Genomic DNA, 21,916 nt, shown 5'->3' with positions numbered 1-21,916 from the left:
TATGGTTTTTTTAAGGCAAAGCGGATCATATTCATAATGTGTAATTAAAATTGATTAGACAGGTAACTAAAATCACCTGAGAGTTCGGCTCTTTTAATAAGGAGGTTCCAAAATTCCTGCTGAACCTCAATGGCATTTTTCTCGACTTGTTGTAACAGGGATTGGATTTGAAGCAGCTCTGTTAAATTAATCAGACCACTTTCATATCTGGATAGATATAACTCATAAGCTTGCTGTGCTTTTCCTAAAGCAAGACGGGTATTGGTCACTTGTTTAAGCTGCTGATCAATTCTGCTGGTGACAGCCTGTAATGCAGTATTCATTTGCAATTTTTGCAAGTCATAAGTGAATTTGGAACCTTCCAATACTTTAGCTGTACGTTTTTTTTCTAAAGAACCAGTGTAGATATTGCTGATGTTCCATGTTAATCCTACGCCTACCAGGTAGTTGCGTGCCTGATTGTTAAATCCTGCTGATAAATCAGGTTCGACTGTTCCATCGATTGATACCGCTTCCCCGTGCTGATAAGCCGCCTAGAAGAGATAAAGAAGGCAATGCCTTTTTTGAAGAGAGGTTGTTTTGAGCCTCATTGTATCTGACCTGCTTATCCAGAATTTGTAAATAAGGGTGGCTTAGTGAGATAGAGTCAGGCAGGGTATAAAGCGCCTGATAACGCATAAAGGATTGCTGTGGCAATGTGATATCTGTTCCGGGAACAACCTCCGAAAAGTTGATTTTTCCAGCATTGTATTTTCCTGTCCACTCATTTTTTGATGCTACTGCCAGTAAATAAGAAGATGCAGCAAGAGAAGTATCTGCACCCGGTTTCAGACCAGCATCAGCATGGCTTATTGCCAGATCAAGAATTTCTTTCACCCTTTTAACCTGCTGATCCGCCCATCCTAAATTTGAATTTGCATAGAGTATTCCCACATAGAGCGAAGTGACTTTGACTTGTAAAGACAGTCTGGCTGCATCATAGCCGCTTTTTTTTTCCTGAGAACCTTATAACCGGCAGCTTCAATAGTTTTGCGCTGTTTGCCAAATTCAAAAAACTTCCAGTTTACTAAAACTGATCCGAATGTATTGGCTGCGGAGGTATTTCCATGATCGGCTTTGGCACCATTTACATTAAATACACCGGGAACCGGGAAAAAAGCACCATTACTGCCTGCAAATGTTCCATATGAATTTTGCAGCTGTAACTGCATTTGTGGTAAAGAACGGCTTTGAGTTTCTTTTTGTGCATAAGAGGCTTCTTCCAGTTGTGCATTTTTAGCCATCAGGCCAGCATAGTTTTGATAGGCAAGTTCCCAGGCTCTTGTCAAAGTAAGACCGGCTGGCTGTTGTGCGTAGGCGCTTACACTGGTCAGCATGAAAAACAGGCTGATCAGATAAAGATTGTACTTCATCATATTTGAAAATTAAATGTGGATATAAAATGAAACCTTGAATCCGCCAGGGTTTAAACCAGCGAAACGGTGAAAATTATCAGGTGATAATTTCTATATCAACAATAAGCTGTTTTGTAAAAACAGGGGGATTACCGACCAGCGTAACTGAGATTCAGGAGCAGGTAAATGAGTAAGTTTTTTAAAGGAGACGAGAAGAGAAAGAATAAAACCGGGCAGGATAAATGCAAAAAGCATAACCATACTTGTTTTTAAAGCACTCTGTTTGAACATTAGTTCATCGGCAGATGAATTTAAATGAGCACTGAAACAATCAATTGTTTCAGTAGTGAAGCTGGATTGTTTAACCAGTAAGTTTTTTGCAAGTTTACCAGATAAGTTATTTTGAGCAACTGTATCTGAGAAAAAAGACTGGATGCCTTTCCGTACCGTACAGGAAGAAAGTAAACAAATCACAATCAACAGGCAAACCGTAAAAGGTCTGAAGCCTTTAGCCGTCAACTTACCGATTGTATATTTGATTTGTTTATACATTGGGGGCTAAAGTAGTGATTTTTTATTAATGCTGCAGAATTGTAATTCAGAACTGAAAACCGGGAGCTAGTGGAGGAGAATGAAAATTTATTACCAGTATTATCGTAAACGGGATTAAGTTGCAGCAAAGAAATATAGATATTTCTTTTAAACCTATTTAAATGCTGCAGGCCACAAAATATATAGATCCTCTGATAGATTTTGCTTTTAAAAAGATCTTCGGGACTGATCCTAACAAAGACTTATTGATCGATTTTCTGAATGAAGTTTTTAGAGGCAGAAAACATATTGTCGATTTGATTTACAATAAAAATGAACATCCGGGCGATTTGAAGAACGAGGGCGGTGTCATATTTGATTTACTTTGCACGGGGGATAATAATGACTATTTTATTATTGAGATACAGCGTAGCAAACAGCCAAATTTTAAACAGCGTTCGTTATTTTACACCAGCCGTTTGATTAGCGATCAGGCGCCAAAAGGTAAAAGGAGTGAGTGGAGATATGATTTGACTGAAGTTTTTCTGATTGCCTTAATGGAAGATTCAGTATTTAGTGATTTCCCCGAAGATCAGTTTCTCCATGATATTTGTCTCTGTGACAGGGATACCGGGGAGATATTTTACGATAGACTGGGCTATATTTACATTGAATTACATAAATTTGTAAAGACATCAGATCAATTGGAAACAGGTTTGGATAAATGGCTGTTTGTACTCAAAAACATGAGTAGTATGGACAAAATACCAGTCTATCTTCGTAAGCCAGTGTTTGAAAAATTATTTAATATTGCTCAATTTACTAATCTAACAAAGGAGGAGAAAACGATGTGGGATATCGATGCAAAACGCAGGTGGGACAATAAGAATGCAAGTGATTATGCTATTGAGGAGGCCAGTGAGAAGGCCTCGGAGAAGGGTAAGAAAGAAGGCCGTGAAGAAGTAATCCGCGTAACTATTCTCAACATGAAAAATAAAGGGTTTTCTATTCAGCAGATAGCTGATATTATGGATTTACAATTAGGTGAAATAGAAGAATTATAGTCAAAATAGTAAACGTGTAAAATGAAAAAAGCAGACATTTATGAAATCGCGATTAAGATTTCTGGGCTTCACTTATTGATAAAATCTATTGATGCGCTGAGAGATTTTTAACTTATCTTTTTGTCCTTCTGCAATCATTACAAAGTCCGCCGGATAGAGCTGATCATACAGCTCTTATATTTATTGTCGGTCTCTTTAATTTTGTATTTATGCTGGCATTTGCTGCTCTTTTTATATTTAAATCAAATGCGATTGTTGAAAAGATCTGTAAACCTGCTGATTTTGAAGAGAATGCAACGCTTTTTGCAGAAAGAAATGTCGTTTATGAAATAGCATTAACCCTGATGGGACTGCTAATGATTATGTGGAGTATTCCGGAATTCATCTTGAATTTTAAATATTTTTCACAAATGACGGAGTTTCGTATGGCTCAGGATCGTAGTTTGACCACCCCTTTGATCATTGGAGGACTTAAAATTGCAGTTGGGTTCATCGCTATCTTTTATGCGCGTTCTATTTCTCTTTTTTTTGCCAAACCATCATCAGCAGAAAAATCGTAAACAAGAATACGGGCCTGAATTTTTGCCATTTATAACGGTTATGTTTCTAAAAACTGTAAATGAGCTGACATAAAGCAGGGAGGGGAAACCGATATTTGCGGCACGTATAAAATTAAATCATCATATGAAGTTATTAATAACCTGCCTTACTGTTATCTTTTTCTCCCTTTCTGCTGCTGCGCAGGATATAGGTTCTACAATGCCAAATGCGATCTTTTACAATAGAGATAATACACCGTTTTCTACCTATAACATTCCTAAAGGAAAAAAGTCACTGATTATCTTTTTTGATGCAACCTGTGATCATTGTCAAAAGGTAGTTGCGCAAATGAGCAAAAGGACTAAAGAACTGAAAAATATAAATGTTTACATGATTTCACAGGATGAATACAGATCTATAGATTATTTTATGACCAATTTCGGGAAACCATTTTTACAGCAAAAGAATGAATGTAAAAGTAGTGCAGGATCGTGATCATGTTTTTATCATGGCTTTCCACCCAAAACAATATCCGGCTATTTATCTGTATAATCCGGATAAAAGTCTGGTATTCACCTCAAGTAATCAAAATGATGTACCTAAGTTTTTTAAGCTGATCAATCCTTAACAGAATATTTATAAACCCGAATATTTAGAATCATCATTAACATAAAACCCTTTCCGATTGAATTAACAATCAGAAAGGGTTTCGTTTTTTTAGTCTTCTACAACTATTGTATGTATTGCTTCACGTTTACGTGCAGCAATACCTCTGGTGCTATACTTTCAATACCTTTCCCTGCCATTGAAAGTCCCTTGGTAATCACTGAACCAGCACCTCCAGCAATTTTGCTTACTGAAGATGTAACCAGATAAATATTCAGGAAAGTCAGCAGGCGCCAGGTAATTAAACCATGTAAAATCAGATCTGTTTTTTGTATCTGATTAGAAAACCAGCCAGCTACCAAGCCGCCTGCTGCAAATAATGAAATCAACATAGTTATGATCCACCAGATCAGTGCACCTGTTCCTAATCCACTAAAAGGTTTTGCATCTTCTAAAGGATTAATACTTCCAAAACCTATACTCAGGCCTAATAAACTTAATAATAATTGAACAGCAATCGCAATAAATGCACCTGCGAATACTGAGCTCCATGATAAACGCTCAAAAAAAAAAAACGCTGGGGATTTGTCAGTTAATTTGCGAATTGATTTAGTCATAATTTAATAAGTAGATAAATAAATAACACCTTAATCACCGAAATTTGGCTAAAAAGCCGGTTTTTTCTTGGATGCAGACAGACAGCAACATAGTTTTGAGAATGTTTGAATGACTTTAAACATATAGGGAATGTCGATGCAAGTTTATATGTTTACAACATGGAAGTTAAACTCGACAAAACCACGTTGCCTCAGCATGGGCAGCAGGTTCTATTTCAGACAGTAATTGATGAGGAATATGAAACCTGGCAGGAGGAGGGAATTTATAATGCAAAAGCTGCAAAAGCTGAATATATACGCATTTCAAAAGGCGATATTTACGACATGTGGGGAGACGTTGTGAGATGGGAACCGTCAGTTTAACAACTTATGCTCCGAAAGCTTGTTCATTATGTTGAGAAGTCGGATATTAACTTAAAATAGAAGATAAAAATACCTTAAAATACTATTTTCCTGTAATTAGTATAAAAATTCATTACTTAAAATAAATAGTGAACCATACAAAAATATAGCTGCCACAACTCTGTGGTGGCTATTTTACTTTAAAAGTGCCTCATTGTTAGGGTTTTGTGTTTTTGAATTGAGGCTGATAAATTTGATACTTCTCCTTCATATCGGTGTGAAATCCCGGGAAATCGTCTTAATTGCTGATCGTTCGGTTATTTTCATTTCATTTTGTTTTATCAGATTTCTGGTTTTTATTTCTTTCATGTTATTATATGATGAATAAATAATACCTGTTTTATTCTTTTTGTTCATTCCTCTTTCTGAGGCAGAAAACCTATGGGCAGAGTCGTAAATTTGTCCTATTGAAAGAATTAAGACTCACCTCGATTATTGTTTTTTCGATTTAGCTAATTTATTGGCTTAATTCTAATTATTCTGGCGATAGCCGAGGTGTATTCTTTGACGTAAGGGTCCAATTTGTAATTGATGTTTTTGACAGCGTAATATCTATAAAGTTTAATATTTATCTACCTACTACTATGATGGAAAATCTTAAGATAATCGGAATAACCCCATTTGAGAAGCCCGATACAGAACTTGCAATTGCTTTAATACAAGCGGGGATTTTTCCTGTGATTAACCTTGGATATCAGCAGGATGCTGCTGTTCATGCGGTTAATGAATTAATACAGCGTGGTGTGACAGATTTTGGAGTGTGTTTCCCATCTTCTGATTTTATATCTATCATACTTCCTGCTCAGGTAAGTCTGATTATTATACCTTATGATATAGAGATTCAATGTAAACCAGGAGTTAAACTGATCAATCAATCAGGTTTACGATATGGAGTCGGCAAAACTGGCAAAAGCTTCGCTTGCTGATGGGATCATCGTGAAAGGTAATGAGGGAGCCGGAAGAGTTGGTAACGAATCTTCATTCGTTCTGTTTCAACGTATTATACAAGAAATAAAAGATATTCCTGTTTGGATACAGGGCGGCGTAGGTGTACATACTGCGGCGGCTTTAATGGCTCAGGGTGCTGCGGGGGTTATATTAGATAGCCAGCTGGTTTTATTCCCGGAATGCAGTGGCCCCAAATCAATCAAAGATATCTGTACCAAATTGAGCGGTACAGAAACAAAGCTGGTTGACAGCTACCGTGTTTTATCCCGTCCAAATTCACCAGCTATTGCACATAACATATCCAATAAAGAACTCACAGCTTATTTTGTCGATTTCGATCTTGAAAAGAGTTATCTTCCTTTAGGACAGGATATCGCCCTCGCATCAGATCTTTTTAACAGATATAAAAAACTTGGTAAATTTGCATTTGGTCTTCAGGAGGCAGTATACGGACATTTAAACCAGGCGAAATCACTCAATGTAATCAGCCCTGAAAATCCATTAGCTAAAGAACTAAACCTTGTGTACCCTATAGCACAGGGCCCAATGACAAGAGTAAGTGATGTTGCACAATTTGCAGATGCTGTATCTGGTGCAGGGGCCTTATCTTTTATAGCCTTATCCTTACTCAAAGGAGAAACGGCAAAAAATCTGATTAAAGAAACCAAAAGGCTTGCAGGTAAAAAGACCTGGGGTGTAGGTATTCTTGGTTTTGCCCCGCAAGAATTACGGGACGAACAAATGCAATATATTCTGGAAGAAAAACCACCGGTAGTTTTAATTGCCGGCGGTCGTCCTTCACAAGCAAAACCACTTGAAAAAGCAGGAATAAAAACATTCCTTCATGTACCTTCAGCATCTCTTTTAGATATGTTCTTAAAAGAAGGAGCCCGGAGATTTGTTTTTGAAGGCAGAGAATGCGGGCGTTGGTCCTTTATCAAGCATGGTGCTTTGGGAAAAACAAATTGAACGTTTATTGAAAGAAGATAATCCAGAACAGATTAGCGTGTTTTTTGCAGGTGGTATCCACGATTCTTTTTCTGCTGCCTTTATCGCCGTTATGGCTGCACCACTTGCAGCAAAAGGCGTAAAAGTAGGTGTACTGATGGGAACTGCGTATTTATATACGAAAGAAGCAGTAAGTACAGGTGCTATTCAAGAAAAATTTCAGCAACAGGCAGTAAGTGCTAGTGATACTATATTACTGGAAACTGCTCCCGGTCATGAAACAAGATGTCTTAAATCTCCATTTTCGGAATTTTTTAGCGAAGAAAAAGAAAAACTTCAAAAAGAAGGGATTGATAAGAAAGAAATCTGGGCAAAACTGGAAACGCTTAACGTAGGACGTTTAAGAATTGCTGCCAAAGGTATAGAACGCAGGGGGGATGAGTTGGTTACGATTAATGAAGCCGAACAGCTTACCCTGGGTATGTATATGATTGGCCAGATAGCTGCGATGCAAAATAAAGTAGTGTCCTTGCTTGAATTGCATCAGGAGGTAGCCGAAGGAAATTATCAGCATATCTTAAATGCTGAACTTTCTTCGCCGCCAGAAAAAACAGGGAAATCACTGGATATTGCTGTAGTAGGTATGGCTTGTATCTTTCCTGGTGCTAAAAATATCGAAGAATACTGGCGCAATATTATCTTAGGGAAAGACAGTGTGACCGAAGTCCCTGATGAGCGCTGGAACAAAGAATTATATTATAATCCGGAATCTGCCGCAGGAGATATGTCTCACTCTAAGTGGGGGGGCTTTATTCCGAAAATAGATTTCGATCCGCTGGAATTTGGTATTCCTCCACAATCACTTGCTGCGATAGAACCTACACAATTGTTAACCCTGATGGTTGCTAAACAAGCAATGGAAAATGCAGGTTATCAGGATGGTGGTTTTGATCAGGAAAATGTATCTGTAATTATAGGTGCCGAAGGTGGTAATGACCTGGCAAACAGCTATGGATTCAGGTGTTTCTATAAACAAGTATTTGGAGAGATGCCATCTGAAATAGATCAGGCATTACCAAAAATGACCGAAGATTCGTTTCCTGGTATCCTGGCCAACGTAATTTCCGGAAGAGTAGCAAACCGCTTGAATTTGGGCGGGCGTAACTTTACAGTTGATGCGGCCTGTGCCTCTTCACTTGCAGCAGTCGATCTTGCCTGTCAGGAATTGTTTCTTGGAAAGTCTGATATGGTACTTGCAGGCGGGGCCGATTTACATAACGGAATCAACGATTACCTGATGTTTTCAAGTACACACGCACTTTCACGTAAAGGCAGATGTGCAACTTTTGATTCAGAAGCTGACGGAATTGCATTAGGTGAAGGAATTGCAATGGTCGTTTTAAAAAGACACGAAGATGCGCTAAGAGACGGAGACCGGATTTATTCTGTGATCAAAGGTGTTGGTGGTTCTAGTGATGGTAAAAGTTTAGGCTTGACCGCGCCGCGTAAAAACGGGCAGGTACAGGCATTGGAACGTGCTTATGATCAGGCGGGTATAACCCCATCTGTTGTTGGTTTAGTTGAAGCACATGGAACAGGAACCGTTGTCGGTGACCGTACAGAATTAAGTGCTTTGACGGATAAATTCATACAAGCAGGGGCAATTGCTGGTCAGTCGCATCTGGGATCTGTAAAGACCCAGATCGGACATACCAAATGTGCCGCAGGTCTGGCTGGTTTAATTAAAGCCTCGTTATCGGTTTATCACGGTATTAAACCACCAACTATCCATTTGAAAAACCCAAATAGCTATTATAATGCTACAACAAGTCCATTTGCTTTTCATACAGAAGCTGGATTATGGATGGAAAATAAACGTTATGCAGGAGTAAGTGCATTTGGATTTGGAGGAACGAATTTCCATGCCGTGATTGAGAATAGCAACCCAGTAAATGCTGAAGTGCCAACATTATTAAGTCATGGCCATCAGAACTATTCGTTTTTAGAGGTGATACTTATGAAGAAGCGAAAACTAAATTAACGTCAGTCAAAACATTACTGGACAGTAACGCTCAGATAGATTTAAAAGATATCGCCTACAGTCTGGCAATGGCCGACAACAAGCCCGTACAATTATGTATTGTAGCAGACCGCGCGGAAGATCTTAACATGAAGCTAGAGCTAACCCTTTCTGGTATAGAAAGTAAAGATACTTATGCCACTAAAAAAAGAGATGGTAAAGTGGTCTTTATGTTCCCCGGACAAGGCAGTCAGCGCATTAATATGGCAAGAGACCTTTTTGTCATCTTCCCGGCTATGCGTGAGTTATTGAAAGACTTGCCAGAATATGAAAAAGTATTGTTCCCGAATGCTGTATTTGATGCTGCATTATTGAAAGAACAAAAAAAAAAATATTAAAGATACCCGTATGGCTCAGCCTATACTGGGGATTGTTAATCTGGCTATAGCCAACTTCCTGAGAACTCTTGGTATTGTCCCTGATATGGTGGCAGGGCATAGTTACGGAGAACTTCCAGCCTTATGTTTTGCTGGTGCATTTGCCGAAAATCAACTGGTAAATTTAAGTGCAGCAAGAGCAAAATCTATTCTGGATGCTGTTGAAGGCGGCGATACGGGCGCTATGGTTGCCGTAAATGCGAAACAGGAAGAATTGCAGAAAATTATTTCAGGTTTAACGGATATCTACGCAGTTAACTATAATTCACCTATGCAATGTGTACTGGCAGGTTCTACGCCAGCTATAACCCAGTTGATGGAGGTGCTTAAAACAGCGAAAATATCTTTCAGACAATTAGAAGTTGCGTGTGCATTCCACAGTCCGCTGGTTGTTAAATCAAAAGAACTTTATCAGCAGGTACTGGAAGGGGTTACTTTCAACGATTTGACTTTACCAGTATGGTCAAACACGACTGCACAGGAATATCCGGTACAGGCAGATCAGATCAAAAAAAGATGACAGACCACTTAATCAAACCGGTGAAGTTTGTAGATCAGGTACAGGAAATGTATGCAGCAGGGGCCAGAATCTTTATAGAGGTTGGCCCAGGTAAAGTGCTGTCGGGCTTAACAAAAGCTTGTTTAGGTAAAGACGAACTTTTAATGCATGCAGAAGATAATGGTCTTAATAAACTGACCCATCTTTTATGTATGCTGGCAACTTATATCTCTACCGGACGTGATATCCATATCGAGAAATTATTTGAAGGCCGTGGCGCAAGATTATTAAATCTTAATGAACCGGCATTGTATAAAAAAAGTCCCACAGTCTGGTTCGTCAACGGTCAGCATGCAATTCCGTCGAACGGAAAACTACCAGCAAATGGGGCGTTACCTATCATAGAACCTATACAAATGAAAAATAGAGAATTAAGATCGGAACCTATGCAGGCAGCACAATCTGCCAGTGATCTGATGATGCAGGAGTATTTGAATAGTATGAAATTGCTAATCCAGGCACGCGTGATGTAATGCTTACGTTTTTAGGTCAGCATGTCCCTTTAAATAATGGACTGAGTAACCCGCAACCAGTTTTAGCGCAATCAATACCACAAGCAACTCATTATGCACCAGCACCAGTAGCACAGCCTGTTTTACAACAACCCGTTGCTACCGCAGTGAAAGCTGTAGCAGAACAAAAGGATGTTAAACTGGCTTTATTGCAGATTGTAAGTGATAAAACCGGGTATCCGCAAGAAATGCTGGGTATGGAGATGGATCTGGAAGCTGATCTGAGTATTGATTCAATTAAACGTTTGGAAATAATAGGTGCTTTACGCACCGAATTAGGCGGTTTTAGCAGTACACACAGTGAAGACACAGTGATGGAACAGTTGGCAGGCATAAAGACCCTAAACGGACTGGTTAACTGGATCACAGAGAATGCAGTGCCGGCCGGGACTAATATCTCTACCACAATTAATATAGAAGTAACAGTAAACAATAATAATCAGCAGCTAAAGTTTTCAACCGAAGAACTAAGAGCAGCTATCCTGTCCGTTGTAAGTGAAAAAAAACAGGATATCCTGAAGAAATGCTGGGTATGGATCTTGACCTTGAAGCAGACCTGAGTATCGATTCGATCAAAAGAATGGAAATAATCGGAGAGCTGAAATTGAAAATTGGCTTTAGTAAAGGAGAAGAGCAGAGTGATGATTTAATGGAGAAACTTGCAGCTATCAAAACACTTAACGGTTTGGTTAACTGGATTTCGGAAATTGAATCAGGTACTGATGAAGTACTGACTGAAGCAAAAAAAAATTATAGAAGAAAGCGTAGGCGATGATGCGGGTTTAGAGAAGTTATCAAGACTGAGATTTGAACTTACCCCTGCTGCATTAGCTGATATTGAGGCTGCGATCCTTAAAGGACAGCGTTTCGCAATTACTGATGATGGTCATGGACAGGCAATTAAAATTAAAAACCTGTTTAAAAAACATGGCGCTGTTGTCGATGTGTTGTATCCGCTGGAGACGATTTACAGAGCTACCAGGGGCTGATTATCCTGAATATGTTTAGCACAGAAAAAAAATCAGTGATCATTGAGCATTTTGAAATGATCAAACAATTGGATTTTGAAAAAGCGAAATGGGTTTATATGATCTCTGATGTCAGGACTTATCTGACTGATAGTACTGATGTAGAAATGCTGAGACTTTATCAGGGGTATTCAGGCTTCTTCAAAAGTCTGGACAGGGAGTATGAAAATACGAAATGCAGACTGGTAAGTCTGGAAACTAGTATGTCGGCAGAAGAGATCGCCGGTATCACTTTGAACGAGATATTAAACCCGGATACCCCATCAGAAATCATCTATCACGGAGATAAAAGACATATTATGGAACTGATTCCTGCTGAACTGATAACCGGACTGGAAGATTCCCATATTCAACTGGATAAAGATGCAGTTGTATTAGTTCTGGGTGGTGCTCAGGGAATAACTGCTGAGCTGATGATCCATTTTGCGAAAGACTATCCTTGCAATTATATCCTTGTTGGCCGCTCAGCTGATCCAAAATCAGCAGTTCAGGGTAAAGCAGCATTGTTAAAGACAAAAGATGAAATCAGAAGCTATCTGATTCAGCAGGGCGAGATTAAAAAAAACCAGCAGAAATAGAACAGGAAACAGCGAGAATTTATAAGAACAACCAAATCCTGAATAGTATCGCTATGCTGGAGAATGGCGGATCTAAAGTGGTCTATGAATCACTCGATCTGAGAGATGAAGACGGACTGAGCCGTTTTGTGGATAGTGTTTACCAAAAACATGGGCGTATTGATGGCGTTGTACATGGTGCAGGTTTGTTAGAAGATAAATTGTTCCATAGCAAAACATCAGCGTCTTTTGAAAGGGTTTTTGATACTAAAGTTACTCCCTTAAGAGTACTGGCAGAAAAACTAAGATCTGAAACTCAGTTTGTGATTCTTTTTTCAAGTATTGCTTCGGTTTATGGTAACCGCGGACAAACAGATTATGCAGCTGCTAATAGTGTAATGGACAGATACGCCTGGGCTTTGAAACAAAAAATCAACGGAAAGGTGTTAGCGATTAACTGGGGACCATGGAAAGGGGCCGGAATGGTTTCTCCAACCTTAGAAAAAGAATACGAGAGAAGAGGCATCGCATTGATCCCATTACAAGATGGTATGGAAACTTTCTTAAATGAGCTGAAGTATGGGAAAGAGAGTCAGGTACTCATCATGGCAGGAAATAACTGGTAGCTGGATTGGTTTAAATAATATGCCCTGATGAAGAAAACGGATGTAGCTGTAGTTGGAATGTCTTGTATTTTCCCTGGTGCGGGAGATCTGGATACATTCTGGAAAAATATAATAAATAAGGTTGATTCTACTCAAGTTGTGCCGCCGGATCGTATCGATCCGGTACACTTCGATAAAGATGAAACCGGGGTGGACCGTTTTTATTGCAACAGGGGAGGCTTTATTCCTGAATATAACTTCGATCCTCAGCGTTTTGGTATCCTTCCTGTAGCTGTGAATGGTACAGAACCCGATCATTTGTTAACGCTGGATCTGGTTTACAGCGCGCTGGAAGATGCAGGTGTCTTTGAGAAGAATACTTCGTTGGAAAAAACAGGTATTATCATTGGAAAAGGTAATTATGCAGGTCCTGGTGCTACAAGAGCCATAGAAATTGTAAGAACTGGTGAACAGATTGCAGCGGTATTGAAAGATTTACTGCCTCATCTGGGAACAGAAGATATAGAAAAAGTAAAACATGAATTCCAGTCGCGTAAAGGCCGTTTCGGGCCTGATACTGCCATGGGATTGATTCCGAATTTAGTAGCCTCACTGGTCGCTAACCGCTTAAATCTGGGGGGCGTTGCTTTTACACTGGATGCAGCATGTGCCAGCTCACTAATTGCTATAGATCACGCTGTTCAGGAGTTAAATAGTGGACGCTGTAACATGGTGATTGCTGGTGGTGTACATGTTGGGCAGAATGCAGTTTCTGGAGTATCTTCTCCAACCTTGGTGCATTGTCTAAACAAGAAAAGATAAAACCCTTTGATCAGGGTGCTGATGGTTTAATTATTGGTGAAGGTTGTGGGTTTGTTGTTTTAAAGCGTCTTGAAGATGCGATACAAGATAAAGACCGGATTTATGCAGTCATCAAGGGGGTAGGGATCAGCAGTGACGGAAGTGGCACAAGTGTAATGAGCCCTTCAGTAAAAGGTCAGCTCCGGGCTATAGAACAGGCCTGGGAGAACTCAGGAGTATCTCACTCAACTATCGGTTATATTGAAGCACATGGTACAGGTACGCCTCTGGGAGATAAAACAGAATTGGAAACACTGACACAGTTTTTTGGTTCTGATCATGAATTACCAAAAGCAGGTATCGGAACGGTAAAATCAAATATCGGCCATGCGATGCCAGCAGCAGGAATTGCAGGTTTAATTAAAACCTGTTTAGCCTTGTACCATGACACCTTACCGCCAACCTTTCATTGTGAAAATCCTTTGGCACAACTAGAGAAAACACGCTTTTTAGCTGTGCAGGAACCATTAAGCTGGGAGAAATCCGGTTTGCCTAAAATTGCCGGGGTCAATGCCTTTGGTTTTGGCGGGATCAATGCCCACGTGGTATTGGAAGGCTTTAATGCGGCTAAAAAAGATGAGGTGCTGTTACTGGCGCGTCCAACGCATGAAGAGCTGATTAGTGCTTTAGAAAATCAGAATTATAGTACAGGTACGGGGAATTACCGTATCGCAGTATTTGATCCAACGCCAGAAAGAATGCAAAAGGCAATCAAGATTGCTTCGAAAAATAATCCGTGGCGTAATAAACAGGATATCTGGTATACTAATGAACCATTAATCAGCAATGGCGGAAAAATTGCCTTTGTATTTCCTGGTTTAGATGGACTGGCCGGTGGCGAAGTGTTAACCGTAGCTGATTATTTTGATATAGAAACAGATCAGCATATTAAAGCCGATGGTTTGCTGAGTGAGGCTTTAAAAACACTGGGTAAAAGCAGTGTATTAGATATAGCGCTGAAACAATTAGGCGTACAGCCTGACATGAATGCAGGGCATAGTTTAGGTGAATGGCTGGCCGCAAGATCGTCAGAACTGGCCGAAGAAAGCTCAGTTTTACAATTGCTGAAAGTGCTTAACCCGGAAACCTTTGAGTTGAAAGGTTCCAGATTTATTGCCGTGGGTTGCGGAATAGAACAGCTTCTGCCAATCATAGCTGATATTAACGACTTATATCTATCAAATGATAATTGTCCGCAGCAGGTTATCCTGTGTGGAAGTAAGAATGCGCTGGAAGAACTAACCCCTGTTTTAAAAGCGAAACAAATCTTTCATCAGATATTACCATTTCAATCAGGTTTCCACTCTCCGTTTATCGCTGATAAGCTGGAAGTGATCCTCGAAGGAATGAAGGATATGCAATTTCGTAAAACAACCACGCCGTTGTGGTCAGCTACTACTACTACTTTAGAATTTATCCTGAAGGCTTTGAAGCGATCAGGCATTTGAGTGCAGAACACCTGATCAAACCAGTAAGGTTCCGTGAACTGACCGAGAAGCTTTATGAACAGGGTGCAAGAGTATTTATACAGATCGGATCGGGCGGATTAGTTGGTTTTATAGATGATACATTGAAAGGAAAAAGCTTCAGTACGATCTCTTCAAACGTACCAATCAGGTCTGGAATAACTCAGTTACAGCGTGTTATTGCCGCTTTATTTGTAGAAGGGAAAGAAGCTGGATTGAGCTTTATAGGTAAAACCAGATCTGGTCCTGTTTTAAAAGGGAAAGGCATCAAATTAGAACTAGGCTTACCAATAATTAGTGGTTTAACTACGCTTAAAGAACTAGCTGTACAATCATCAGTTTATGCACAGCCAAATCCGTTAGTTTATGCTAAAGAGTTATTGGAAGATGTGGCTGATCCTGTGTTGCAGGCCTTTAATGAAAATATGCTGGAAATAGTCAATATCAGGCTGAGATACAGCAGCTATTTAAAAACAGGGTTTTACAACCGGCAAACTATGTGTCTGCACCTGTAAATTATACATCAGCCCCTGTTCAGGCATCACCTGGGGTATCAGCACCGGTTATATCAACTCCTGTAAGAATTCCTTTCTCTAAGCAGTTAGACATTACACTCGAAAATTGTCCTTATCTGAAAGATCACGCCCTGTTAAGACAGCCAAAAGACTGGCATTGTGTCGATGATATGGACCCGGTTATTCCAATGACGATGATTTTTGAATTGTTCGGAGAGATTGCTGAAGAACAGTCTCTAGGGGAACAGGTACAGAAAATACTGAATATTAAGGTATTTCAATGGATGAATGTGATTAAACCTTTCCGTGAAACCATTACAGGTGAGTGGAAAGATCAGCAAAGGGTATATCTCAATTTAGAGCGTTTTGCAAATGCTGAAGTCATTTTATCTACGCAATTGGGTATACCGGGTCATCAATCATTTGATATTGGTAAAGTGCTGGATATACAGAGAACTCCGGAGCAGATTTATGAAAATCATATGTTTCACGGGCCAGGTTATCAGGGGATAAAATCACTCAAAGCCGTTGGCGAAAAAGGAATTACAGGTATCATTGAAAGTGGTGCCGGAAAAGGGTCCCTGCTGGATAATGCAGGTCAGCTCTTTGGACTCTGGTTACAATTAATCCTGACCAAAGACAGAATTGCTTTTCCGGTAAAAATACAAGAGATCGAGTTTTTTGAAAATATGCATGATCAGCAGGGTGAGTTTGAATGTACTTGCGTACTGACAGAAATGAACGGAGAATTTGCCACAGGCGATTTTATTATTAAACGTAACAACCGGGTGTGGGCAATTATTTCAGGCTGGCAGAACAGAAGACTGGAAATAGACGATGCTTTATGGAGCGTATCGATGTCACCGCTTCATAACCGTTTATCGAAAGAAATTGCACCAGGTATTTTTATGTTCCATAATGCTTACTCTCAAGAGTGTGTTTCATGGGATTTTATCCTGAAACGTTATTTCAATCAGGAGGAGAAAAAATACCATAATTCGCTGATGCCTAATAAAAGAAAAGCCTGGATGATCAGCCGGGTGGCCGTAAAAGATGCAGTAAGAAATCTGCTTAATAAAGAAAAACAACAAGCCTGTTATCCGATCACGTTTGAAATCAAGTCAGACGAGCGGCAAAAACCTTACCCTCACGGAGGTCAAACTGCTGGTATTCATGTTTCTTTAGCACATAAAGGAACTGATGCCGTGGGGGTTGCGCGCTTAGACAGGCCCGTAGGTATTGATATAGAAAGTATTGAAGAGCGCAGTACAGGCTTTTTTGATCTCGCATTTGACGATACCGAAATGGCCTTACTGGAGGGAAAAGACAAAGCCGAGTGGGCAACCCGTTTCTGGACAGCCAAAGAAGCTTATGGTAAATACCTGGGCAAAGGTTTACAGGGTAATCCTAAAGCCTATGTAGTAGAAGAGATCGGGGCGAAGAGTTACGCATTAAAGACATATTCATAAAGACCATTAAACACAATAATTATATAATCGGATGGACACAATAGCGAAAAATCGACAGTTAAATAACGACGAGATCTTTGATTTGATGAAGCAATTTATCACAGAGGTCATAGGAGAAGAATTTGTGGAAGAAATGGATATCACGCCTAAAAGCTCTTTTACTAAAGATCTTGAAATGGACAGTATAGAAATTGTGTCTTTCTCAGAAAAGATCAAAACACACTTTGGCGAACAAATTGATTTTACAGGATGGTTATCCGCAATGGATCTTGATCAGCTGATTAATCTGAATCTGGAAATGATTATTAATTATATACACGAATGCCAGTCATCAAAGTAAATCACAGGGATGTGCACATTCAGGAACTTAATAAAGGAGCGGCCGAAACCGTTCTTTTAATTCATGGGATGTTCAGTAACCTCTCTGTTTATTACTTCAATATTGCTCCGGTACTGGCAGCGCATTTTCATGTGGTGATGTACGATTTGAAGAGTCATGGAATGAGTGAACGCGCACTGGAAGGTTATGACCTGAACAGTATGACTGATGATCTTTATGCTTTGATGGAAGTGCTGAACCTGGATAAGGTGCATTTGGCAGGCTATAGTTTTGGTGGTCTCATTGCTTTGAAAATGGCCTTACGTTTCCCCGAAAGATTGAGGAAACTGGTTTTGATAGAAGCCCCGGACCCCAATGATGCTCAAACCCGTGGTATTATTGAAGAATACAGCCGGGAGTTTCTGGAACATTACGTAGCTAATTTTACAGATACCACTAAAGTGAAAATGGGTAAAAGACAGATGGATCGTAATCACCGCATGTATGAATACCTGTTTTATCAAACCAGTATCAAAAGAGATATGATTCAGGAAAGCGGGTTCTTTAACGCGCCTGAAATTAATGCGATGAAAAAGGATACCCTTTTACTTTATGGATCGGCTTCCAATTGTCTGGAAGCGGGTAAACAGCTCAATAGAAAAATCAGCAGATCTGATCTGATTCCTTTGGATGGTGATCATAATATCCCGATTCAGGAACCCGTAATGATCGCGGAGCTTGTTTCCGGATTTTTTAAGAATTAATTGTCAACCTTACCTAAGCTCAATGGCAAAATTTGTATTTATTGTTCCTCCTTTAACAGGTCATATTAATCCTACCTTAAGTATGGGTGCTGTTTTGATTCAGCGTGGACACCAGGTTGGCTGGATTACACTTGATCCTGATCTGGGTTCCAAATTACCGGAAGGTGGTGAATTATTATTGATCAAATATAATGAGAGTGATCAGCAGAAACAGGATAGCGAACAATATCTTGATATCATCACCAAAAAAATTGTCTATGGAATAGACAGTATTAAGTTTTTGTATGAAGAGGTATTAATCCCATTAAACCGTCACAGTTATGAAGGTATAGTGGATTGGCTGGAGAAATATAAGCCAGACCTGGTCATTACAGATCACCAGATGTTTGCCGGAGCTATAGCTGCGGTTAACCAGAAAATGCCCTATGCAACGTCAGTTACTGCGCCAGCTGCTATCAAAATAATGGACGAGTTACCTAAAGTTCATGAATGGGAGGTGAACCAGATTGTCGCCCTGCAGAAAGAACTCGGTATTGATAAATCAACCTCTATTGCCTGTTCTTGTCTCTTAACGATGGTTTTGACTTCAAAAGCATTTTTTGGAGAACTCGAACTTCCAGATTATTATCGTTTTGTAGGACCGGTTATTAACCGTAAACCGGTAAAAATATATTTTTGACTGGGAGGTGCTGCAAAAAAAAATAACAGGCCCAAAATATTAGTCAGTATCGGTACTACTTTTGACCACGAACATAAAAAGAACTTTTTTGCCAAAGTAATTGAAGCTTTTGGAGAAGAAGATCTGACTGTGGTCGTAGTCTCAGACCCTTCACTTTTTGAAGTATGGCCAGAGAACTTTATTGTACAGCGTGTGGTTCCGCATTGGAACTGCTGCCTCATTTAGATGCCGTGGTTTGTCATGGCGGACATAATACCGTTTGTGAAACCTTAATGAATGGTTTGCCAATGGTGGTGATCCCAATCGCTTATGATCAGTCACATGTGGCCGGCAGGGTAGTGCGTGTAGGCGCTGGTTTACGCTTGAACTTCAATCGTTTCAAAGCGAGACATCTCCAGGAAGCAGTCAAAGAAATTCTTCTGGAGCCGGCTTTCAAAGCTGCGGCCCTTAAAATCAAACAATCTTTTATAGATGCAGGCGGTACAGAAACCGCCGCCACATTACTGGAGCAGTTTAGTGTCAATGAACCTTTGTTTTTATTAAATAGTTAAAACAGGAATTATGTCAAGATTTTTATTCGTCGTACCCCCTTTTTTTGGTCATATCAGCCCAACTCTTAGCATAGGCTCTACTTTAATCGCCCGTGGGCATGAAGTGAAATGGATAGGAATTACACCGCTTGCGGACAAGCACATACCTGAAGGAGGGGAGTTTATTTACCCTGGGAGTTTATTTACCCTGAAGCAGATTTACTGGAATATAAGGAAGAGATTACCCGGATTTTGAAACGTCAGGATGATGGGCCTTCGTGTTCTGGTCCTGAAGTTATGAAACTGGCCCTGGAAGAAACTTATGTTCCTTTTGCCAGGATGATGATTAAAGGTTTGAACAATTTTGTGGATCAGTGGAAACCAGATGTGATCGTCAATGACTGCATTACTTTTGCAGGCGCATTATGTGCACATATGAAAGGGATTCCATCGGTAACTACGACACCGGTTCCACCAGATGTAATGGGAGATACAGCAAATAGTGCCCCTAAAATATTTGAATGGCAGCAACAATTAATTAAAGGTCTGCAACAGGAATTGGGTATAACAGAAGATGGGATTTTTATCCACTCTTCTAAGTTGAACCTTGTTTTTACTTCTCAGGCTTTCGCCGGATTTGAGGAGGTGCCTTCGCATATGAGATTTGTAGGTCCGGTCAAAGGAAGACCAAATAATGCTGCTTTTGACTGGGAAAGACTGGCTCAGGCAAAAACACCAAAGGTTTTTGTGTCTTTAGGGACCTTACTGGTTGATATCAGGGCCGCATTTTTTCAGAAACTGATTGATGCTTTTGCAAATGAACCGGTGACTATTATAGCGGCTACCAACCCCGATATTTTTGAAGTATGGCCGGATAATTTTATTGTGAATGGTTTTGTGCCACAAACAGAATTGATGCCCCATATGGATGCCGTAATCTGCCATGGTGGCTTTAATACAGTCAATGATACTTTTACCAACGGTTTACCCATGTTAATCACACCAATTGCCTATGACCATTTCCATACGGCCAAACTGATAGAAAAAAATCGGGTGGTGGAATCAGTATCCGTTATAAACGATTAAAAATAGCAGATCTGAAAAGTAGTGTTTTCGAGTTGCTGGAGAACCCAAAATACAAGAATGCTGCATTGAAAATCAATGAAACCTTTATCTCCGCAGGAGGGAATGATAAAGCAGTACAACTGCTGGAGGATTTTGCTGAGGCGGAGCAATTAGTTGAAAAAAATAATTAACGCCGATGAACAGAAGACTATTATTTGGGGAAAGGCTGATGCTGGGTGATGGATATACGCCGTTCAACGGAGTTGTTCCTGTGAAAATCCGCGGAGAATTTTCTACAGCAAGTTTGCATCATGCCTTATTGAGATTACAGCAAAAGCACCCATGGCTCAATGCAGTAATCACCTATGATAAAAACAACCGTCCTTGTTTTACAACAGATCTTGACAGACCTGTTAAAATTCCGGTGCAAATCATTCCGCGAGAGAGTGATGATCACTGGCAAAGCGAGGCAATAAATCAATGGTTGGTGCCATTTAAAACAGATCTGGAACCAATGATGCGGATAATCTGGGTTAAAGGTGACGGGGTTTCTGAGCTTTTTATGGTTATTCACCACTGTCTTATTGATGGTGGTTCTATACTGACTATTCTGGCTGCATTATTATGCGAATTGATTGACAATGGAGATGCTGATGTTGGTCAGGAAAATCCCATTAAAGGGCTCTCGGATATCGTACCCCCTGAGATTCTCGATAATAGAAATAAAAAATTCAAAGCAAGTCTGATTGGTGGCTTTGCAGTTTTAGCCTTATGGCTGATGCCAGCTGGCAGAAAAGCTGTAGATAGACAAAAGGACTATATGCTGAGCTGGAAACTGGAAGAAGAGATGACTACACAAATATCCAGTTTCTGTAAAAGTGCTGGTGTAACTATCAATACACTTTTATGTGCAGTGCTGCTACAGGCTTTTAAAGATGTAAGAAAAGAAAATTCACATAATAAAATTTCCTGCCCGGTTGACCTGCGTACACTTAATCGGAATATAAAAAAGGATAACATCTTTGCTTTTGGCTCCATGTTCGTGGTTAGTTCTTATCCGGAACTTGATTTTATGAGTAATGCAAAGGCTATACAAAAAGATATCAAACAAAAGGTTAAAAAGCTTGATCCATATTTTTGATGCTGATGGTATTGGAAAAAGCACACCCTATACTCAATAAATTCAGTCGCTTTTTAAAACATGGCAAATCAAGTAATGATTGCATGTTCTCTAATATCGGCAGGATGCCTATTCCTCATCAGTACAAAACATTTGAAATAGAAACGATATACACACCTACTGTGATTGGCCCTTTGGGCAATACAACTTCACTGATGACCTCTATCTACCGCGGGCAAATGGACTTTTCGTTCGTAGCAAGCGAAGGATTTGTGCCCTATGCAGAAGGAGAGGCTATACAGGGCAGGATCATGTCAATTCTTAAAGAACAATTACAAACACAGCTTCAACCCGCATAAA

General features: G+C 39.9%; 32 protein-coding genes. 27 read left to right on the top strand and 5 right to left on the bottom strand.

Annotation, left to right across the window (positions count from 1 at the left end):
* Window positions 1–44: 44 nt before the first annotated feature.
* The 4 genes from ACWYN3_RS19830 to ACWYN3_RS19815 all read right to left on the bottom strand — a co-directional run bounded on the left by ACWYN3_RS19830 (window position 45) and on the right by ACWYN3_RS19815 (window position 1,946).
* Window positions 45–443: a TolC family protein gene (locus tag ACWYN3_RS19830; protein WP_456223084.1), complete on the bottom strand. Its 399-nt coding sequence runs from the start codon at window positions 441–443 to the stop codon at window positions 45–47.
* 37 nt (window positions 444–480) lie between these two features.
* The gene (locus ACWYN3_RS19825; RefSeq protein WP_456222670.1) at window positions 481–933 is read right to left on the bottom strand and encodes a hypothetical protein; all 453 of its coding nucleotides are present in this window, start codon (window positions 931–933) and stop codon (window positions 481–483) included.
* Complete coding sequence (locus ACWYN3_RS19820) at window positions 903–1,415, bottom strand: TolC family protein (protein ID WP_456222669.1); 513 nt, start codon at window positions 1,413–1,415, stop codon at window positions 903–905. The genes ACWYN3_RS19825 and ACWYN3_RS19820 overlap by 31 nt, the downstream gene beginning before the upstream one ends.
* A 90-nt stretch (window positions 1,416–1,505) precedes the next feature.
* Window positions 1,506–1,946 (bottom strand): hypothetical protein, encoded by a 441-nt coding sequence (locus ACWYN3_RS19815; RefSeq protein WP_456222668.1) that lies wholly within the window; start codon window positions 1,944–1,946, stop codon window positions 1,506–1,508.
* 161 nt (window positions 1,947–2,107) lie between these two features.
* Between ACWYN3_RS19815 and ACWYN3_RS19810 the strand changes: the two genes are divergently transcribed.
* The 4 genes from ACWYN3_RS19810 to ACWYN3_RS19795 all read left to right on the top strand — a co-directional run bounded on the left by ACWYN3_RS19810 (window position 2,108) and on the right by ACWYN3_RS19795 (window position 4,157).
* Window positions 2,108–2,989: an Rpn family recombination-promoting nuclease/putative transposase gene (locus ACWYN3_RS19810; RefSeq protein WP_456222667.1), complete on the top strand. Its 882-nt coding sequence runs from the start codon at window positions 2,108–2,110 to the stop codon at window positions 2,987–2,989.
* Between the two features lie 209 nt (window positions 2,990–3,198).
* Entirely contained in the window at window positions 3,199–3,549 is a 351-nt protein-coding gene (locus ACWYN3_RS19805) for a hypothetical protein (protein WP_456222666.1), read from the top strand.
* 124 nt (window positions 3,550–3,673) lie between these two features.
* On the top strand, window positions 3,674–4,024 hold the full coding sequence (locus tag ACWYN3_RS19800; protein WP_456222665.1) for a redoxin domain-containing protein: 351 nt from the start codon (window positions 3,674–3,676) through the stop codon (window positions 4,022–4,024).
* Window positions 3,996–4,157 (top strand): hypothetical protein, encoded by a 162-nt coding sequence (locus tag ACWYN3_RS19795; RefSeq protein WP_456222664.1) that lies wholly within the window; start codon window positions 3,996–3,998, stop codon window positions 4,155–4,157. Before ACWYN3_RS19800 ends, ACWYN3_RS19795 begins: the two co-directional genes overlap by 29 nt.
* Before the next feature lie 103 nt (window positions 4,158–4,260).
* Here the strand turns inward: ACWYN3_RS19795 and ACWYN3_RS19790 are convergent, their stop codons facing one another.
* On the bottom strand, window positions 4,261–4,752 hold the full coding sequence (locus ACWYN3_RS19790; protein ID WP_456222663.1) for a hypothetical protein: 492 nt from the start codon (window positions 4,750–4,752) through the stop codon (window positions 4,261–4,263).
* 105 nt (window positions 4,753–4,857) lie between these two features.
* On the opposite strand from ACWYN3_RS19790, the gene ACWYN3_RS19785 reads away from it, so the two are divergent.
* The 23 genes from ACWYN3_RS19785 to ACWYN3_RS19675 all read left to right on the top strand — a co-directional run bounded on the left by ACWYN3_RS19785 (window position 4,858) and on the right by ACWYN3_RS19675 (window position 21,915).
* Window positions 4,858–5,115, top strand: a complete 258-nt coding sequence (locus tag ACWYN3_RS19785; RefSeq protein ID WP_456222662.1) for a hypothetical protein — start codon at window positions 4,858–4,860, stop codon at window positions 5,113–5,115.
* 623 nt (window positions 5,116–5,738) lie between these two features.
* The gene (locus ACWYN3_RS19780; RefSeq protein WP_456222661.1) at window positions 5,739–6,080 is read left to right on the top strand and encodes a hypothetical protein; all 342 of its coding nucleotides are present in this window, start codon (window positions 5,739–5,741) and stop codon (window positions 6,078–6,080) included.
* Complete coding sequence (locus tag ACWYN3_RS19775) at window positions 6,043–7,071, top strand: nitronate monooxygenase (RefSeq protein ID WP_456222660.1); 1,029 nt, start codon at window positions 6,043–6,045, stop codon at window positions 7,069–7,071. The genes ACWYN3_RS19780 and ACWYN3_RS19775 overlap by 38 nt, the downstream gene beginning before the upstream one ends.
* Complete coding sequence (locus ACWYN3_RS19770) at window positions 7,007–9,091, top strand: beta-ketoacyl synthase N-terminal-like domain-containing protein (RefSeq protein ID WP_456222659.1); 2,085 nt, start codon at window positions 7,007–7,009, stop codon at window positions 9,089–9,091. Before ACWYN3_RS19775 ends, ACWYN3_RS19770 begins: the two co-directional genes overlap by 65 nt.
* Window positions 9,092–9,159: 68 nt before the next feature.
* Window positions 9,160–9,468 carry a hypothetical protein gene (locus ACWYN3_RS19765; RefSeq protein ID WP_456222658.1) on the top strand — a complete coding sequence of 103 codons (309 nt, stop codon included), beginning with the start codon at window positions 9,160–9,162 and terminating at the stop codon, window positions 9,466–9,468.
* Window positions 9,469–9,478: 10 nt separating this feature from the next.
* A complete protein-coding gene (locus ACWYN3_RS19760) occupies window positions 9,479–10,027 on the top strand; it encodes an acyltransferase domain-containing protein (RefSeq protein WP_456222657.1) in 549 nt (182 codons plus the stop codon).
* A complete protein-coding gene (locus tag ACWYN3_RS19755) occupies window positions 10,024–10,539 on the top strand; it encodes a hypothetical protein (RefSeq protein WP_456222656.1) in 516 nt (171 codons plus the stop codon). Before ACWYN3_RS19760 ends, ACWYN3_RS19755 begins: the two co-directional genes overlap by 4 nt.
* Entirely contained in the window at window positions 10,539–11,138 is a 600-nt protein-coding gene (locus ACWYN3_RS19750) for a phosphopantetheine-binding protein (protein WP_456222655.1), read from the top strand. Before ACWYN3_RS19755 ends, ACWYN3_RS19750 begins: the two co-directional genes overlap by 1 nt.
* The gene (locus tag ACWYN3_RS19745) at window positions 11,102–11,353 is read left to right on the top strand and encodes a hypothetical protein (RefSeq protein WP_456222654.1); all 252 of its coding nucleotides are present in this window, start codon (window positions 11,102–11,104) and stop codon (window positions 11,351–11,353) included. Before ACWYN3_RS19750 ends, ACWYN3_RS19745 begins: the two co-directional genes overlap by 37 nt.
* Before the next feature lie 225 nt (window positions 11,354–11,578).
* A complete protein-coding gene (locus ACWYN3_RS19740) occupies window positions 11,579–12,184 on the top strand; it encodes a hypothetical protein (protein WP_456222653.1) in 606 nt (201 codons plus the stop codon).
* A gap of 53 nt (window positions 12,185–12,237) precedes the next feature.
* Window positions 12,238–12,789, top strand: coding sequence for an SDR family NAD(P)-dependent oxidoreductase (locus ACWYN3_RS19735; protein ID WP_456222652.1), 552 nt, complete (start codon window positions 12,238–12,240; stop codon window positions 12,787–12,789).
* A 27-nt stretch (window positions 12,790–12,816) separates the two neighbouring features.
* Window positions 12,817–13,590, top strand: a complete 774-nt coding sequence (locus tag ACWYN3_RS19730) for a beta-ketoacyl [acyl carrier protein] synthase domain-containing protein (protein ID WP_456222651.1) — start codon at window positions 12,817–12,819, stop codon at window positions 13,588–13,590.
* Window positions 13,569–15,077 (top strand): acyltransferase domain-containing protein, encoded by a 1,509-nt coding sequence (locus tag ACWYN3_RS19725; RefSeq protein WP_456222650.1) that lies wholly within the window; start codon window positions 13,569–13,571, stop codon window positions 15,075–15,077. Before ACWYN3_RS19730 ends, ACWYN3_RS19725 begins: the two co-directional genes overlap by 22 nt.
* Window positions 15,074–15,610, top strand: coding sequence for a hypothetical protein (locus tag ACWYN3_RS19720; RefSeq protein WP_456222649.1), 537 nt, complete (start codon window positions 15,074–15,076; stop codon window positions 15,608–15,610). The genes ACWYN3_RS19725 and ACWYN3_RS19720 overlap by 4 nt, the downstream gene beginning before the upstream one ends.
* Window positions 15,595–17,079, top strand: coding sequence for a 4'-phosphopantetheinyl transferase superfamily protein (locus ACWYN3_RS19715; protein WP_456222648.1), 1,485 nt, complete (start codon window positions 15,595–15,597; stop codon window positions 17,077–17,079). The genes ACWYN3_RS19720 and ACWYN3_RS19715 overlap by 16 nt, the downstream gene beginning before the upstream one ends.
* 31 nt (window positions 17,080–17,110) lie before the next feature.
* Entirely contained in the window at window positions 17,111–17,419 is a 309-nt protein-coding gene (locus ACWYN3_RS19710; protein WP_456222647.1) for an acyl carrier protein, read from the top strand.
* On the top strand, window positions 17,401–18,162 hold the full coding sequence (locus ACWYN3_RS19705) for an alpha/beta fold hydrolase (protein WP_456222646.1): 762 nt from the start codon (window positions 17,401–17,403) through the stop codon (window positions 18,160–18,162). The genes ACWYN3_RS19710 and ACWYN3_RS19705 overlap by 19 nt, the downstream gene beginning before the upstream one ends.
* A gap of 22 nt (window positions 18,163–18,184) precedes the next feature.
* Entirely contained in the window at window positions 18,185–18,841 is a 657-nt protein-coding gene (locus ACWYN3_RS19700) for a hypothetical protein (RefSeq protein WP_456222645.1), read from the top strand.
* Between the two features lie 164 nt (window positions 18,842–19,005).
* Window positions 19,006–19,392, top strand: coding sequence for a glycosyltransferase (locus tag ACWYN3_RS19695; RefSeq protein ID WP_456222644.1), 387 nt, complete (start codon window positions 19,006–19,008; stop codon window positions 19,390–19,392).
* A gap of 10 nt (window positions 19,393–19,402) precedes the next feature.
* Window positions 19,403–19,627: a hypothetical protein gene (locus ACWYN3_RS19690; protein WP_456222643.1), complete on the top strand. Its 225-nt coding sequence runs from the start codon at window positions 19,403–19,405 to the stop codon at window positions 19,625–19,627.
* Window positions 19,624–20,457 carry a glycosyltransferase gene (locus ACWYN3_RS19685; protein WP_456222642.1) on the top strand — a complete coding sequence of 278 codons (834 nt, stop codon included), beginning with the start codon at window positions 19,624–19,626 and terminating at the stop codon, window positions 20,455–20,457. Before ACWYN3_RS19690 ends, ACWYN3_RS19685 begins: the two co-directional genes overlap by 4 nt.
* 175 nt (window positions 20,458–20,632) lie before the next feature.
* Entirely contained in the window at window positions 20,633–21,577 is a 945-nt protein-coding gene (locus ACWYN3_RS19680; protein WP_456222641.1) for a condensation domain-containing protein, read from the top strand.
* Entirely contained in the window at window positions 21,574–21,915 is a 342-nt protein-coding gene (locus ACWYN3_RS19675) for a hypothetical protein (RefSeq protein ID WP_456222640.1), read from the top strand. The genes ACWYN3_RS19680 and ACWYN3_RS19675 overlap by 4 nt, the downstream gene beginning before the upstream one ends.
* Window position 21,916 lies beyond the last annotated feature (1 nt).

The sequence above is a fragment of the Pedobacter sp. NJ-S-72 genome (assembly GCF_053890575.1).
The sequence above is the reverse complement of the archived record's forward strand: the minus strand, read 5'-3'. Positions and strand labels throughout refer to the sequence as shown.

What these genes read in the sequence shown, in the direction of transcription:
- ACWYN3_RS19820 (WP_456222669.1), bottom strand. Translation starts at nt 1,415, where the DNA reads ATGATGAAGTACAATCTTTATCTGATCAGCCTGTTTTTCATGCTGACC.
- ACWYN3_RS19815 (WP_456222668.1), bottom strand. Translation starts at nt 1,946, where the DNA reads ATGTATAAACAAATCAAATATACAATCGGTAAGTTGACGGCTAAAGGC.
- ACWYN3_RS19810 (WP_456222667.1), top strand. Translation starts at nt 2,108, where the DNA reads ATGCTGCAGGCCACAAAATATATAGATCCTCTGATAGATTTTGCTTTT.
- ACWYN3_RS19805 (WP_456222666.1), top strand. Translation starts at nt 3,199, where the DNA reads ATGCTGGCATTTGCTGCTCTTTTTATATTTAAATCAAATGCGATTGTT.
- ACWYN3_RS19800 (WP_456222665.1), top strand. Translation starts at nt 3,674, where the DNA reads ATGAAGTTATTAATAACCTGCCTTACTGTTATCTTTTTCTCCCTTTCT.
- ACWYN3_RS19795 (WP_456222664.1), top strand. Translation starts at nt 3,996, where the DNA reads ATGAATGTAAAAGTAGTGCAGGATCGTGATCATGTTTTTATCATGGCT.
- ACWYN3_RS19790 (WP_456222663.1), bottom strand. Translation starts at nt 4,752, where the DNA reads ATGACTAAATCAATTCGCAAATTAACTGACAAATCCCCAGCGTTTTTT.
- ACWYN3_RS19780 (WP_456222661.1), top strand. Translation starts at nt 5,739, where the DNA reads ATGATGGAAAATCTTAAGATAATCGGAATAACCCCATTTGAGAAGCCC.
- ACWYN3_RS19775 (WP_456222660.1), top strand. Translation starts at nt 6,043, where the DNA reads ATGGAGTCGGCAAAACTGGCAAAAGCTTCGCTTGCTGATGGGATCATC.
- ACWYN3_RS19765 (WP_456222658.1), top strand. Translation starts at nt 9,160, where the DNA reads ATGGCCGACAACAAGCCCGTACAATTATGTATTGTAGCAGACCGCGCG.
- ACWYN3_RS19760 (WP_456222657.1), top strand. Translation starts at nt 9,479, where the DNA reads ATGGCTCAGCCTATACTGGGGATTGTTAATCTGGCTATAGCCAACTTC.
- ACWYN3_RS19755 (WP_456222656.1), top strand. Translation starts at nt 10,024, where the DNA reads ATGACAGACCACTTAATCAAACCGGTGAAGTTTGTAGATCAGGTACAG.
- ACWYN3_RS19750 (WP_456222655.1), top strand. Translation starts at nt 10,539, where the DNA reads ATGCTTACGTTTTTAGGTCAGCATGTCCCTTTAAATAATGGACTGAGT.
- ACWYN3_RS19745 (WP_456222654.1), top strand. Translation starts at nt 11,102, where the DNA reads ATGCTGGGTATGGATCTTGACCTTGAAGCAGACCTGAGTATCGATTCG.
- ACWYN3_RS19740 (WP_456222653.1), top strand. Translation starts at nt 11,579, where the DNA reads ATGTTTAGCACAGAAAAAAAATCAGTGATCATTGAGCATTTTGAAATG.
- ACWYN3_RS19735 (WP_456222652.1), top strand. Translation starts at nt 12,238, where the DNA reads ATGCTGGAGAATGGCGGATCTAAAGTGGTCTATGAATCACTCGATCTG.
- ACWYN3_RS19730 (WP_456222651.1), top strand. Translation starts at nt 12,817, where the DNA reads ATGAAGAAAACGGATGTAGCTGTAGTTGGAATGTCTTGTATTTTCCCT.
- ACWYN3_RS19710 (WP_456222647.1), top strand. Translation starts at nt 17,111, where the DNA reads ATGGACACAATAGCGAAAAATCGACAGTTAAATAACGACGAGATCTTT.
- ACWYN3_RS19705 (WP_456222646.1), top strand. Translation starts at nt 17,401, where the DNA reads ATGCCAGTCATCAAAGTAAATCACAGGGATGTGCACATTCAGGAACTT.
- ACWYN3_RS19700 (WP_456222645.1), top strand. Translation starts at nt 18,185, where the DNA reads ATGGCAAAATTTGTATTTATTGTTCCTCCTTTAACAGGTCATATTAAT.
- ACWYN3_RS19695 (WP_456222644.1), top strand. Translation starts at nt 19,006, where the DNA reads ATGGCCAGAGAACTTTATTGTACAGCGTGTGGTTCCGCATTGGAACTG.
- ACWYN3_RS19690 (WP_456222643.1), top strand. Translation starts at nt 19,403, where the DNA reads ATGTCAAGATTTTTATTCGTCGTACCCCCTTTTTTTGGTCATATCAGC.
- ACWYN3_RS19680 (WP_456222641.1), top strand. Translation starts at nt 20,633, where the DNA reads ATGAACAGAAGACTATTATTTGGGGAAAGGCTGATGCTGGGTGATGGA.